This is a genomic window from Pseudomonadota bacterium (assembly GCA_039818985.1).
GTDB lineage: Bacteria > Pseudomonadota > Alphaproteobacteria > Sphingomonadales > Sphingomonadaceae > Alterisphingorhabdus.
Genome location: JBCBSU010000001.1, coordinates 1,412,844 through 1,427,071, shown reverse-complemented (window position 1 = coordinate 1,427,071; position 14,228 = coordinate 1,412,844). Strand labels below are relative to the sequence as shown.

The window sequence follows — 14,228 nt, the reverse complement described above, 5'->3', positions numbered from 1 at the left end:
ATGGCGCTCGGGATGCTGATATTAACCAAGCAAGCTACTCGAAACGACGCGCTTGTATATTATCAGCTACGAGGAACCATATTTCTCCATAGCCGTTATATTCATCCAGGTACGATTCCCCGCACCACTTCGGCCTGTCATTTCCATGGACCAAGGAATTATTAATGAACTATATCAATACGTCTGAGCTAGAGACGGACAAGAGCCTCGAGCCCGGTAAGCCCGATGTCCCCGAACATGTACAGGAAGCGGTTCGCACCCTGATTCGGTGGGTCGGGGATGACCCAACGCGTGAAGGCTTGGTCGATACACCCAAGCGTGTAGGACGCGCCTGGCTTGAATTTTGCCGTGGCAATCAGGAAGATCCATCAGTTCATCTCGACCGTCAGTTCGAGGAAGTGGGGGGATATAACGACATTGTTCTTTTGAAGGATATTGCGTTCAATTCACATTGCGAACACCATATGGTCCCGATCGTAGGCACAGCGCATATCGCCTATTTGCCGGACAAGAGGATTGTTGGCGTATCGAAGCTTGCGCGCGTATTACACGGTTATGCGAACCGCCTGCAAGTGCAGGAACGCCTCACAGCCGAAGTGGCAGAATGCATCTGGGATCATCTCGAGCCACGCGGTGTCGCTGTGGTGATCGAAGCGGCCCATGGCTGCATGACCGGACGCGGCGTAAAAGTGCCGGATGTGAAGATGGTAACCAGCCGTATGATGGGCTGTTACCAGGATGATCCTCGTAGCCGCGATGAAGTGATGAAGCTTATGGGCTATTGATAACGATCTGATTACATAAAAGAAAAGGCCCGGAGCATGGCTGTTCCGGGCCTTTTCTTGTTAGGGCAGCTATTCCCTTATAGCGCTTCGAGCAGATGCTCGGCTGAGCTGACCCGGAAGTCGCCCGGTGCCTCGACAAACAGCTTCTCGACCACGCCGTCATTGACCAGCATCGAGAAGCGCTGGCCGCGCTTGCCCATGCCGAAACCGCTGCCGTCCATGGTCAGGTCCATCGCGGTGACGAAATCGCCATTGCCGTCGGCCAGCATGGTGATGTCGGCGGAGCCGGCGGCCTTGTTCCATGCACTCATGACAAAGGCGTCATTAACGGCGGTGCAGGCAATTTCATCCACGCCCTTGGCGCGCAACTCGTTGGCTTTCTGGACAAAGCCGGGCAGGTGCTGCGCCGAGCAGGTCGGGGTAAAAGCGCCCGGAACCGAGAACAGCGCCACTTTCTTGCCGGCAAAATAGTCGCTGGACGACACCTGTTCGGGGCCGTTTTCTGTGGCTTTGACGAGATTGGTTTCGGGGAGCTTCTGACCTTCTTCTATCATCTTCTGATCTCCTGGATAGTGCGTAGGAACAATCGCATCTGAACGCATTGCTATGTCGTATAGCCTGGGGGTCAGTGCAAGCCCTGATTGACTATTGCCCTCTTGTCTCTCCAATCGCTGGCGAAAACATATAAAGGAATCTTTATATTTGCTTAGAGGCGCAAGGATCGCTAAGGGCAAGCGCAACCGGAGCGATCGGCTCCGACCCTCAAAATGTGGAGAATTTGTCGTGACCAAACTGGATCATGGTGCAGACTTTATCATCAAGGATCTTTCCGAGGCCGATTTCGGTCGCAAGGAGATCGCCATTGCCGAAACCGAAATGCCGGGACTGATGGCACTGCGCGAGGAATTCGGTGCGGAACAGCCGCTAAAGGGTGCGAAGATCACCGGTTCGCTGCACATGACCATCCAGACTGCGGTGCTGATCGAGACTCTGGTGGCGCTCGGTGCAGAGGTTCGCTGGGCTTCGTGCAACATCTATTCGACCCAGGACCATGCCGCCGCGGCGATTGCGGCGCAGGGTATTCCGGTGTTCGCGGTCAAGGGTGAGACGCTGGAAGAATATTGGGATTATGTTGATCGCATCTTCGACTGGGGTGCCGAAAATGGCGAGACCTGCAACATGATCCTCGACGATGGCGGCGATGCCACCATGTATGCGCTGTGGGGCGCACGTGTCGAGGCAGGTGAGGAACTCTTCACTCCTTCGAACGAGGAAGAAGAGGCTTTTGTCGCCACGCTGAAGCGCCGTCTGGAAAAGTCACCTGGCTATCTCACCAAGACGGTAGAAGCGATCAAAGGTGTATCGGAAGAAACCACCACCGGCGTCCACCGCCTCTATGACCTCGCCAAGAAGGGCAAGCTGCCATTCCCGGCAATCAATGTGAACGACAGTGTCACCAAGTCGAAATTCGACAACAAATATGGCTGCAAGGAGTCGCTGGTAGACGGCATCCGCCGTGGCACCGATGTGATGATGGCCGGCAAGGTCGCGGTGGTTTGCGGCTATGGTGATGTCGGCAAGGGTTCTGCAGCATCACTGCGTGGCGCTGGTGCCCGCGTCGTCGTCACCGAAATCGACCCGATCTGCGCCTTGCAGGCGGCGATGGACGGCTTTTCGGTCACCACGCTGGAAGAAGTTGCACCGACCGCCGATATCTTCGTCACCACCACGGGTAACAAGGATGTCATCACCATCGATCACATGCGGGCGATGAAGGACATGGCGATTGTCGGCAATATCGGCCATTTCGACAATGAAATTCAGGTCGGTGCGCTGAGCAACCTGAAATGGACCGAGATCAAGCCGCAGGTCGATATGGTCGAATTTCCCGATGGCAAGCGGATGATCCTGCTTTCGCAGGGCCGCCTGCTGAACCTGGGCAACGCCACCGGCCACCCCAGCTTCGTCATGTCTGCCAGCTTCACCAATCAGGTGCTGGCCCAGATCGAGCTGTGGAAACGCCATGACCAGTATGACAATCAGGTCTATGTCCTGCCCAAGCACCTTGATGAAAAGGTAGCCCGCCTGCATCTCGACAAGCTGGGCGTGAAACTCACTGAGCTTAGCGAAGAACAGGCCGACTATATCGGTGTCGATCAGCAGGGCCCGTTCAAGACCGACGAATATCGCTATTGATCTCACCGCGATATCGCACAGCATCAAAGGCTCGCTCCGCCGGGAGCGGGCCTTTTTTGTTGGCCTCGGGCAATGATGCGACTAGCCTGCTGAAATGTAACAGATTGAGGGGATCGCAATCATGGAATATTTGCGGGCATCAACCGTCATCGCCAAACTCCGCTTCCGGGATCGGTGACAGCCTGCTTGCCGTGATATGCGCTAAGAGTAAAAGACGCACATGACCTTCTCACCAGCAGCCCTGATCGGTATCGCTATGCTGTTCGCCCTGTGGTTTGTCGCTGCAGGATGGGCTGTTTTTACCGGACTGTCGATGCGCAACCGGTCGCAGGCACAGCAGCGGCGTTCGCGCCGCCTTTCGCGCCTCCTGGACGAGTCTCCGGCGCAACCGCTGCTGGTGCGCTCCGATGGTCGGCTTGAGGGCAACAACAAGCTTGGTCGCTGGTTCGGGCTTGATGCGCTGCCGGCCTATTTCTCCGAGCTGCTCGATGCCGAGGAAAGCGGGCAAGGCATGGTCGGGGAGGATCACAGCGCGCTCGATGAGGCGATCCGCGCGGTCCAGCGCAGTGGCAACGGATTTACCCTGGAGGTGCGTGTCGCCAGGTCATCGCGGCGCTTGCTGGTCAAGGGTCGGCTGTCCGATCCGGCGGCGATGCCGGCCAATGCGGCGCTGCTCTGGGTCTATGACGCCACCGAAAGCCAGAATGCCATAGAACAGCTGACAGATGATGCGGCGGAGGCAAGGCGCGCCTTTGCTGCGCTGTCGGGACTGATCGAAGCGGCACCGATGCCGATGTGGTATCGTGGTCAGGATTTGCGACTGGTGTTGGTCAACAGCGCCTATGTCCGGGCTGTCGGTCATGCCAGTGCCGACAATGTGGTGGAACAGGGCGTAGAACTGGTCGAGCCGGTCGAAGGCCGCAATGCCCGTGCCTTTGCTGCCGATGCCGCTGAAACCGGCCAGATTCAGCGGCGTACTGTATCAACAACTGTCGATGGCCGTCGGCGCATGCTGGAAATTGTCGATGTGCCCATCGGCAAGCGCGGCATCGCCGGCTATGCGCTCGATGTGCAGGATCTCCATGCGGCGCGCGATGGTTTGCGACGCTTCCGCCAGGCGCAGCGCGACATGCTCGACAAGCTTTCTGCTGGTGTGGTGCAATTCGATGCCGAGCGGACAATGATCTTCTGCAATCAGCCCTTCCAGCGGTTATTTGCCATCCGGCCGCAATGGATATCCGAAGATATTGAGTTTGACAGGCTGCTCGACCGTATGCGCGAGGGCGGTCGTCTGCCGGAAACTCGTGACTTCCCGGCCTGGCGCGTCGAGCGCAAGCAATGGTTCCAGCAGACTGCGGCAAGCGAGGAAAACTGGCTGCTCGGCGATGGTATCCATTTGCGCGTCGTTGCCCAGCCCACGCCCGATGGCGGGTTGGTGCTGTTTTTCGAGGATCGCACCGAACAGGTGCAACTGGCCTCGGCGCGGGACACGCTGCTGAGGGTGCGCACTGCGATGTTCGACAATCTGTTCGAGGCACTTGCGGTATTTGCCCCTGACGGCAAGTTACACCTGTGGAACCGTCGCTTCGGTGATTGTTGGCAGGTCGAGGAGGATATCCTCGCCGCTCATCCGCGTGTCGATGAACTGCTCAAGGTGCTGGCCAAAAGACTCAAGCGCCCTGCTTATATATCCGAGGTGCGTGAGGTCATTCGCTCCGCCAGTGTCGAGCGCAAGCAAAAAGCCGGGCGGTTGGTGTTGGCCAATAATACCCATTATCAATATGCCGCGATACCGTTGCCCGATGGCAATGCGTTGTTCACCATGCTCGATATCTCCGACAGCCAAAATGTCGAGAATGCGCTGCGTGAACGCAATGAGGCGCTGGTCAGCGCAGAGCGGATCAAGTCCGAATTCCTTGCCAACATGTCCTATGAATTCCGCACGCCGTTGACCTCGATTGGCGGTTTTGCCGAAATGCTGGCCAATGGGTTGGCCGGGCCGCTGACGCCTGAGGCCGAGGAATATGTCGCCGCGATACTCAATTCGGTGGAAAAGCTCGGTACTCAGATCAACACTGTGCTTGATCTCAGTCAGAGCGAGGCGGGGACGCTGCCGCTGTCGCGCCAGAAGGTTGCGGTCAGCGATCTGCTTTCTGCCCTTGCAGCCGAACGCCAACAGCGCATTGATACGCTCGGCCATGAGGTCGAAATCAATATCGCCGATGACGTCACCGAACTTTCAATCGATCGCGAACGCATGGCGCAGGCGCTGGGACACATCATCGATAACAGCATCGAGCATATCGGTGAGAAGGGGCGCATCGTGGTCGACGCACGTCCCAAGGGATCCTCGCTGCGGCTGATCCTGTCAGATGATGGTCCCGGCATGGATGCTTCGCTGGTGGCCTCGATCAATGATGGCATTGCGGTGTCGCGCAATGCCGGCGACAGCGAATCCTCCGGGCGAAAAGCGCTGGGGTTGGCGCTGGCGCGTGAAATCGTGCTGGCGCATGGCGGGCGTTTCGAATTGGCGTCGGAGCTCGGCGTTGGCACCATGGCTACAATCGTGCTGCCACAATGATCCGCTTTGCCGATGAGCAGGCGATGCTCGACTGGGCAGGGCGGTTGGCTGGCAAACTGCACACTGGCGATTCCATCGGTCTCAGCGGCCCGCTCGGCGCCGGCAAGACCAGCATGGCGCGCGCCATCATCCTTGGTCTCGGCTATCATGGCGAAGTCGCCAGCCCGTCCTTTGCCATTGTCCACCATTATGATCCGCCTGAAGTGCGTTTGCCGGTGTTGCATTGCGATTTTTACCGGTTGCAAGATCCTGACGAGGCGGAAGAACTGGGCCTGGACGAACAGCGTGATCAAGCGGTGATGATCGCCGAATGGCCGGAAATGGCAGGCGGCCTGTCAGGGGCGAGGCATCTGGGTATCACGATAGCGGTTGACGATCACGATTTGCGTTCGATAACGCTGAATATGGGTAGTGAGTGGAAAGAGCGGTTGGCATGACCGGGAAAGAATTGGCGCGGGATGATGACCGGCTGATACAGGATTTTCTGGCGGTAGCCGGCTGGAACGGGGCGGAAATCTTCCCGATTCCTGGCGACGCTTCATTTCGTCGCTATTATCGCGTCCGCCATGGCGACAGTGCCGATGGATTGGGCCGGGCGATATTGATGGTTGCTCCGCCGCCCGAAGAAAATGTCGCACCCTTTCTCGATATTGCTGCATATCTTTGTAACAACAAGCTGAAAGCACCAGAGATTTTCGCCGCTGACAGAGAGACGGGGTTAGTGTTGCTGGAGGATTTCGGCAATGACCGTATGCGCGAGGCAGCCGATGAGATGGCACCGGATGAGGAGCAGGCAGTATATCGCCGTGCGGTCAAGACACTGGCCTCGCTGCACCGCCAGACATTGCCCAACCTGCCATTCTATGATGAGAAAACCTATCGCCGTGAGGCGATGCTATTCTGCGAATGGTATTGCCCGGCGCAGGGACTGTCCGTCGATGAGTCGGGTTTTATTGCTGCGCTGGATGAGGCGTTGCAGCCGGTGATCGCGGCGCAGGAGCATCCTGTGGTGGTGTTGCGTGACTATCACGCAGAGAACATCATGCTGCTGGAAAATGGCAGGCAGGGGCTACTTGACTTCCAGGATGCGCTGCTTGGCCACCCCGCCTATGACCTGATGTCATTGCTGCAGGATGCACGCCGCGATGTGCCGCAAGCGATCGAGGATGAAATGCTGGCCTATTTCATCGCCCAGACCCGCGCATCCGAACAATTTGTGAGCGATTATGCGGTGCTGGGAACACAACGCAATCTCAAGATTATCGGCATCTTCACCCGGTTGATGCGGCGCGATGACAAACCACGCTATCTTGATTTCATCCCGAGGGTCTGGCGCTATCTCGAACGGGATCTGGCACATCCAGCTGCAGCACCGCTGGCGTCATGGTTCGCGACCAATATTCCGGCGGAATATCGCGAGGGCGGGGGTTTGGTCGAGAGGTTGGGTGATCATGCTGGTCACTGATACCGCGATGATCATGGCTGCCGGCTATGGCAAGCGCATGCGGCCGCTGACCACGACGCGGCCCAAGCCGCTGGTGATGGTGGCGGGTAAGCCGCTGATAGACCATGTCTTCGGGAAATTGTGGGATGCGGAAGTGATGCGCGCCGTGGTCAATGTGCATTATCTTGCCGATACGCTGGAAGCGCATATCCAGGCCATGGCCCTGCCGATGGAGGTGCACATATCCGATGAGCGTGACGCACTGCTTGAAACCGGTGGCGGCATGAAGAAGGCACTGCCGCTGATCGATCGCGATCCGTTTTTTTGCATCAACAGCGACAATGTCTGGCTTGATGGCCCGCATAATGTCTTTGCTGCGCTGAGCCAGCACTGGGATATCGACCGCATGGATGCACTGCTGCTCGTGGTGCCGCACAAAAGGGCGGTGCAGCATGCCGGCTTGGGTGATTTCCATATGGACGCTTCTGGCCGACTGACGCGCCGCCGTCCGCGTCGGATTGCGCCCTTTATTTATACCGGTATCCAGATCGTATCGCACCGGCTGCTCCGCGATGCCCCTGACGGGCCATTTTCGACAATGCTGCTGTGGGAACGCGCTATTGCCGAGAATCGGTTGTTCGGCACCGTGCATGAAGGGCTGTGGTGCGATGTCGGCACCCCGGCGGCAATAGCGCCGACCGAGAATCTGCTGCAATATGGCTGAGGCCAGACAGCCATCAATCTATACCATATTGCCGCATCGCGGCTTTGCCGATGCCCTCGCTACCGGGCTGGTGGCCCGCTATCGCAACCGTGCGGACGGGCTTGCCGCACTGACCTTGTTGCTACCCAATCAGCGCGCGCGGCGGGCGATGCTCGATGCCTTTGTGCGCCAGTCTGAAGGCGGACTATTGCTGCCGAAAATGGTAGTGATCGGCGACAGCGAACTGGCTGAATCGGTCGGTCCTGGGCTCGATCCGCTGGGTCAGGCCGATATCCTGGCGGAGATAGATCCGCTGCACCGTCAGTTTGTGCTGGCTTCATCGATCCGCGCCTATCAGACGACACGCAAACAACCGCTCAGCCTGGCCGAAAGTTTCCGACTGGCACGCGAATTTGCCACCATGCTCGATCAGCTGGCAGTGGAAGAACAGGACCATGGCGGGCTCGATACCCTGGTCACAGAGCATCAGGATGCCTTGGCAAAGCATTGGCAGGTAACACTCGATCTGGTGCACCATGTCGCCCGGCAGTGGCAGGATTATTGTGCCGGGCAGGACCGGCTTGATGCCGCCAGACGGCGCAACCTGTTATTTGGCTACGCGGCCAAAACCATCGCGGATCATCCGGGCGGTGACCTGATCGCCGCCGGTATCACCACTCCGGCACCTGCTGTGGCCAGGCTGCTGCGTGCCATCGCCTTTGCCGATGGCGGCAGCGTGATTCTGCCGGGTCTTGATCTCAACCTTGATGAGGATGTGTGGCAGGGCCTGATGCCGCGGCTGAGCAGGGACGATGATCCTGTCGCTGCCGATGACAATGACGACAGGGCAGGGCATCAGATCAACCATCCGCAATATCATTTGCGGTTGCTGCTCGACCGCATGAGCGTGCGTCGTGACGAGGTGCGGAACTGGCACCGTTCGGGGCCAGGTGCAGCGCCGCCCGCGACCAGCCGTACGATCAGCAATGTCTTTCTGCCAGCGCGGCATAGCGGGCGCTGGCGCGCGCTTGAGAGCGCTGAAAGGCGGTTACCCAATGTGCGGCTGATCGAGTGCGATACGCTGGGCGAGGAAGCGCAGATGGTCGCATTGCTGGTGCGCGAGGCACTGGAAACGCCAGAAAAACGCGTCGCGGTAGTCACGCCTGATCGCACATTGGCGCGCCGGGTGGCGCGACATCTGGCGCGCTGGAACATCACCGCCGATGACAGTGCGGGCCGACCGCTGGGCGAGACACCGCCGGGCAGCCTTCTGCTTTCGATTGTCGAGGCTCTGGCAAGCCGCTTTTCGCCGGTGGCATTGCTCGACATGCTGAAACACCCGCTGGTGACCGGGGACAGGCTGCGCGGCGAATGGCTGAGCCAGGTGCGTGCGCTCGATCTGGCGCTACGCGGTCCGCGCACCGGACTGGGCCCGGCGGCGATTACCCGCCAGATTACCCGCCATTTCGCGGATCGCAAGCAAAGCGACAGCGAGGCGGCGCAATCGGTGCAAGGGTTCTGGGACGAAGTGCAGGCGGATTATCTCGCACCGCTGGGAGAAGGCGCATCACTGACCGAAAAGCCGCTGGCGGACTGGTTGGCGGCGGTGCGCGATTGTGCTGACCGGTTGACGGCAGGCGCAATCTGGCAGGGTCAGGCAGGTCGTGCCCTGGCTGACAGCCTGTCGGCGCTGGAGGGCGAGGCACAAGCCGCTGGATTGATCGCACCGGCGGACGAACTTCCGGTGATGCTGCGCGGTTTTTTCGCCGATATCGCCATCCGCCCTGGTTATGGCCAACATCCGCGTGTGGCTATTTTCGGGCTGCTCGAAGCACGGTTGCAACGTGCCGATCTTATGATCTGCGCCGGTCTCAACACTGGGAAGTGGCCGCAACAGCCTGACCCCGATCCGTTCATTCCGCCAATGCTGCGCCGTAAGCTCGGCATGCCGACTGTGGAATATAGCAATGGCCTGAGCGCGCATGACCTTGCTGCCGCGCTCGGAGCGCCCGAATGTGTACTCACCCGGGCGGCACGCGACGCCGAGGGTATCACCATCGCCTCACCCTTTTTGCGGCGTTTGCAGGCGATGCTCGGCAACCGATTGCAGAGCGACCGGGCCAGCCTGATGCTGGCGCGCCAGCTTGATAGGCAGTTGCCACCACAGCGTATCGCCACTCCGGCACCGGCACCATCGGCAGACCGGCGCCAAGTCACATTGGCGGCAACCGATCTCGACCGTTTGCGCGGCGCACCTTTTGCCTTTTACGCCGGGAAAATCTTGCGATTGCGTTCTATCGACAGCCCTGACGCACCACCCAGCGCGGCGTGGCGCGGCACTGCGGTGCATGCGATATTGGAAGACTGGATCAAGCAGGATGGCAGTGACCCGGCATTACTCGCTATCCGGCTAGATCGTTTCTGGCAGGAGCAGGTGGATTTTCCGATATTGCGCGCCGTCTGGCGCCCGCGCATCGATGCGGCGATGCGCTGGATTGCCGAAGAGACAGAGAGGCTGCGCAGCGACGGACGCGAAATACTCGCCGCCGAGGTAACGGGGCGTATCGACTATCATGGTGTGACGCTCAAAGGGACGGCAGACCGGATCGACCGCAGCAGCGATGGCGGCCTGATCATCATCGATTACAAAATCGGCCAGCCACCCACCGCTCGCCAGCTCGAAACCGGTTATGCGATGCAGCTCGGCGTGCTGTCACTGATCGCCGAATGTGATGGCTTTGAGAGTATGAAGGGCACGGTAGAGACGGTCGAATATTGGTCGCTCGCACGCGACAGCAAGGTTGGGACTTTTGGCTATCGCAAGCAGCCCTTGCGTGTCGGTTCCGCCCGATCGGGCCTCCAGCCGGAGGAGTTCCTGCCCACTATGGTGGTGTTTCTCGACGATGCGCTCGACCGCTGGATATTTGGCAATGAACCATTCACCGCCGAACCTGACCCCGATTATCCTGGCTATAATGACTATGATGACCTGAGCCGGTTAGAGGAATGGTATGGCCGCGCGCGCGATATGGCGCCAGGAGGAGACGGATGAGCGACGGCGGCCATCTCCATCCGCTGGTTGAGGATCAGCGCGCCGCAGTGGTGCCCGACAGCACCATCTGGCTGAGCGCCTCCGCCGGCACCGGCAAGACCCAGGTGCTCACTGCACGGGTCTTCCGGCTGCTGCTGACACCGGGTGTGCGTCCCGAACATATATTGTGTCTGACTTTTACCAAGGCCGCTGCCGCTGAAATGGCCGACCGCATCAGCAGCCAGCTGGCGCGATGGGTGCGGGCGAGCGATACCGAGCTCGGCAAAGACCTTGCCGCGATAGGTGCCGATATCGGCCCGAAAGCAGTGAAGCAGGCGCGAACCCTGTTCGCTGCCGTGCTCGATGCGCCGGGTGGCGGTATTGCGATCCAGACGATCCACAGTTTTTGCCAGTCGCTGCTCGCGAGCTTCCCGATCGAGGCCGGGATTGCCCCCGGTTTTGCCGCACTCGATGAGCGCGAGGCGGGGCAGCTCACCGATGCGACGCTGGAGGCGTTGCTGGTAGAGGCCGAACAGGCCGCCGATGCTGAGCTATTCGCAACTGTGCAGGATCTGGCGCTGTCGCTGGGTGAGGCGGGCTTTATGGATTTTCTCCAGCGCTGCGCCGCGCGGCCCGATCTGTGGAAATATCCTGACCGTCCGCTCGCTCCATTATTGCGGCGCGGGCTGGGGCTGGAGACCGACGACAGTCTGGAGGCACTTGCCGAGCTTCTGGGGCAAGGTCTCGTCCCCGATGCGATGTTACCAGCCCTGGTAGCAGCGAACCGCCAATGGGGCACCAAGACAGGGCTTGGGCATTGCGATGTGATCGCGCGCTGGCAGGGTAGCGATGGTGCGGGGCGTCTGGCCATGCTCGACGAACTGGCGCTGTGTGTACTGACCGCCAAAGGTGAGCCACGCAAAGTCTCTCCGGGCCAGCTTAAAGCCGAACCCGATTATGATAATCTGGCACAGGGGCTGATCGAAGCGGTGCAGGCTGTGCAGCAGAAGCGGGCTTTGATCGAGCTTGTCGAACGCATGGTTCCGGCGCTTGAACTGGGGCGGCGTTTTGGCGCGCTGTTTGACCGTCGCAAGCGACGCGACGGCGTGCTCGATTTCGATGATCTGATCCGAAATGCTGCCGAGCTGCTGCTGGACAGCACCATGGCGGCATGGATCCGTTACAAGCTCGACCGGCGTTATGACCATATACTGGTCGATGAATCGCAGGATACCAATGCGCTGCAATGGCAGATTGTCGCCGGACTAACCTCGGATTTTTTTGCCGGTGAAGGTGCCACCGAACGGCAGCGGACATTGTTTACTGTGGGGGATTTCAAACAGGCGATCTACAGCTTCCAGGGTACCAACCCAATTTTCTACCAAGCTGCAAGAGACACATTCCAAAGAGTGATCAGCCAGTCGGAGCGGCGGATGAACGAGCTATCGCTGGCACGCAGCTTTCGCTCGGCCCAGACCATGCTCGATTTTGTCGATCTCTGCCTTGGTCATCTCGGACATCAGGCACTGCACCTGCCCGATCCCTCACCGCCGCATCATGGTCAGAAATTCCCCGGCAGCGTGACGCTGTGGTCAGCCGTGGGTGCTGACTATGCGGATGGCCACTGTCATAGCGACAGCGCTGGCGAGGGCGCCGAGGGCTGGATGTCGCAGCCTGACCGTGAGCTGGCCGACAATATCGCCGCGCAGGTGGATGACTGGCTCGAACGTGGCCTTCGGCTCAACAAGGGTGAGACGCCACGTCCTGCTACGCCGGGCGATATCATGATCCTGCTTAGGAAACGCGGCGATCTGGCCCGGCTGATCGTGGCGCGGCTCTATGCCCGCGGTATCGCAGTGGCGGGGATTGACCGGCTGCGTGTCGGCCAGCCCTTGGTGGTGCGTGACCTGTGTGCTGCCGGGCGCTTTACGCTACAGCCGCATGATGACCTCAACCTTGCCAATCTGCTGGTCTCGCCGCTGATTGGCTGGAGCCATGACCGGCTTGATGAAGCGGCGCATCGTCCCAATCATCTCGGTCTGTGGGAGCATTTGCGCCAGACGCTGGCCGATGATGACCCTGGTATCCAGAGGCTGCGTGCACTATTGGCCATGGCCGATTACGACACGCCCTATGGCTTTTTCGAGCAGCTGCTAAGCGGGCCTTTGCGGGGCAGGGCCCGATTGATCGCACGACTCGGTACCGAATGTCTCGATCCGCTCGACGAGTTTCTGTCCATCGCCCAGGGCTTTGAGCGTGACCATCATCCGACGATGCAGAACTTCCTGCACTGGTTCGAGGCATCGGACACCGATATCAAGCGCGACATCAAGGGTGCTGACGAAGTGCGGGTGATGACGGTGCATGGTGCCAAGGGGTTGCAGGCACCAATCGTTATCCTCGCCGACAGCGCCATCGATCCCCATGCCTCGCCAGTGCGTTCGGTCGATCTGATGCTGACTGATGATTTTGGTGAAACCGCGACTTTGCCATTATTGCCCGTGCCAAAAGCCGAGCGTTCCGGCGCAGTGGCAGAGGCCTATGCGCGCGAGGAGGACCTTGCCATGGCCGAACATTGGCGGCTTGCCTATGTCGCGATGACCCGTGCCGAGGAGCGACTTTATCTTGCCGGCACCGTCAATGGGCGCACCGGCATGGTGGCAGCCAATAGCTGGCATGCGTTGGCATCGCAGGTGATGCAGCAACAGGGCATTGGCGCAAAGGAGGATCCGATATGGGGCGATCAGCAGCACTATGGTGATATGCTGCATTTTCTGGCTACAGCGCCAGGCAATGCTGGTTCGGTAGCGGATCACGTCGACAGTTTGCCGCAATGGGCAATAACACCGGCTCCCGAGGAAGCGCGTCCACCGCGCCCCTTGGCGCCTTCGGCGCTGGGCGAAGATGGCTGGGCCTCGCCGCCAGTCAACAGTTCGGCGATGCGCAAGGCGGCCGAGCGAGGGGTATTGTTGCACGCATTGTTCGAGAGGCTACCCGATGTCGTCACTGAAGAGCGGTCCGAGAGGGCTGCTGCGTGGCTCGAACGCAGGGCACAGGGTTTTACTCATGCTGAGCGCGCGGATATGATCAGCTCGGTGCTGGCGATCATTGATGCAGCCGAATTTGCACCGCTATTTGGTCCGCAATCGCGGGCCGAAGTGCCACTGGCCGTCCCGGTCGACGATCAGGTCATCAGCGGCACTATCGACCGGCTGCTGATCGGCGAGACAGAGGTTACGGCGATTGATTTCAAGACCGGACGCAATCCACCCGACAACACAGATGCTGTTCCCGCCGCGCACCTGCGGCAAATGGCGGCCTATGGCTTGGCGCTGCGGCATATCTATCCGGACCACCGGGTCAGGCTTGGACTGCTCTATACCAGCAATGCCACAATGCTGTGGCCCGATGAAACCGCGCTCACCGATATCGCAAAAGAATGGGTATAGCCGGACAAAGCAAAGCTGAATCGCCTTGGTCTTGCGCTT

The 14,228-nt window shown here is 59.6% G+C and carries 9 protein-coding genes; 8 read left to right on the top strand and 1 reads right to left on the bottom strand.

The features are described from left to right. Window positions 1-164: 164 nt before the first annotated feature. Window positions 165-785, top strand: coding sequence for a GTP cyclohydrolase I FolE (folE, locus tag AAFX04_06750; GenBank protein MEO1045119.1), 621 nt, complete (start codon window positions 165-167; stop codon window positions 783-785). A gap of 77 nt (window positions 786-862) precedes the next feature. Here the strand turns inward: folE and AAFX04_06745 are convergent, their stop codons facing one another. Then, window positions 863-1,339 (bottom strand): peroxiredoxin, encoded by a 477-nt coding sequence (locus tag AAFX04_06745; protein ID MEO1045118.1) that lies wholly within the window; start codon window positions 1,337-1,339, stop codon window positions 863-865. A gap of 238 nt (window positions 1,340-1,577) precedes the next feature. On the opposite strand from AAFX04_06745, the gene ahcY reads away from it, so the two are divergent. From ahcY to addA, 7 genes are all read left to right on the top strand, one after another. After that, window positions 1,578-2,981, top strand: coding sequence for an adenosylhomocysteinase (gene ahcY / locus AAFX04_06740; protein ID MEO1045117.1), 1,404 nt, complete (start codon window positions 1,578-1,580; stop codon window positions 2,979-2,981). 220 nt (window positions 2,982-3,201) lie between these two features. Further along, a complete protein-coding gene (locus tag AAFX04_06735; GenBank protein MEO1045116.1) occupies window positions 3,202-5,562 on the top strand; it encodes a PAS-domain containing protein in 2,361 nt (786 codons plus the stop codon). Then, complete coding sequence (gene tsaE, locus AAFX04_06730) at window positions 5,559-5,999, top strand: tRNA (adenosine(37)-N6)-threonylcarbamoyltransferase complex ATPase subunit type 1 TsaE (protein MEO1045115.1); 441 nt, start codon at window positions 5,559-5,561, stop codon at window positions 5,997-5,999. The genes AAFX04_06735 and tsaE overlap by 4 nt, the downstream gene beginning before the upstream one ends. After that, on the top strand, window positions 5,996-7,027 hold the full coding sequence (locus tag AAFX04_06725) for a phosphotransferase (GenBank protein ID MEO1045114.1): 1,032 nt from the start codon (window positions 5,996-5,998) through the stop codon (window positions 7,025-7,027). The genes tsaE and AAFX04_06725 overlap by 4 nt, the downstream gene beginning before the upstream one ends. Then, window positions 7,014-7,730: a nucleotidyltransferase family protein gene (locus AAFX04_06720; protein MEO1045113.1), complete on the top strand. Its 717-nt coding sequence runs from the start codon at window positions 7,014-7,016 to the stop codon at window positions 7,728-7,730. Before AAFX04_06725 ends, AAFX04_06720 begins: the two co-directional genes overlap by 14 nt. Beyond that, window positions 7,723-10,761 (top strand): double-strand break repair protein AddB, encoded by a 3,039-nt coding sequence (gene addB / locus AAFX04_06715; GenBank protein MEO1045112.1) that lies wholly within the window; start codon window positions 7,723-7,725, stop codon window positions 10,759-10,761. The genes AAFX04_06720 and addB overlap by 8 nt, the downstream gene beginning before the upstream one ends. Next, on the top strand, window positions 10,758-14,189 hold the full coding sequence (gene addA / locus AAFX04_06710) for a double-strand break repair helicase AddA (GenBank protein MEO1045111.1): 3,432 nt from the start codon (window positions 10,758-10,760) through the stop codon (window positions 14,187-14,189). Before addB ends, addA begins: the two co-directional genes overlap by 4 nt. Window positions 14,190-14,228: the final 39 nt, after the last annotated feature.

Bases quoted from the DNA above. Each gene is read 5' to 3' on its own strand.
- folE (MEO1045119.1), top strand. From the start codon at position 165: ATGAACTATATCAATACGTCTGAGCTAGAGACGGACAAGAGCCTCGAG.
- AAFX04_06745 (MEO1045118.1), bottom strand. From the start codon at position 1,339: ATGATAGAAGAAGGTCAGAAGCTCCCCGAAACCAATCTCGTCAAAGCC.
- AAFX04_06735 (MEO1045116.1), top strand. From the start codon at position 3,202: ATGACCTTCTCACCAGCAGCCCTGATCGGTATCGCTATGCTGTTCGCC.
- tsaE (MEO1045115.1), top strand. From the start codon at position 5,559: ATGATCCGCTTTGCCGATGAGCAGGCGATGCTCGACTGGGCAGGGCGG.
- AAFX04_06725 (MEO1045114.1), top strand. From the start codon at position 5,996: ATGACCGGGAAAGAATTGGCGCGGGATGATGACCGGCTGATACAGGAT.
- AAFX04_06720 (MEO1045113.1), top strand. From the start codon at position 7,014: ATGCTGGTCACTGATACCGCGATGATCATGGCTGCCGGCTATGGCAAG.
- addB (MEO1045112.1), top strand. From the start codon at position 7,723: ATGGCTGAGGCCAGACAGCCATCAATCTATACCATATTGCCGCATCGC.
- addA (MEO1045111.1), top strand. From the start codon at position 10,758: ATGAGCGACGGCGGCCATCTCCATCCGCTGGTTGAGGATCAGCGCGCC.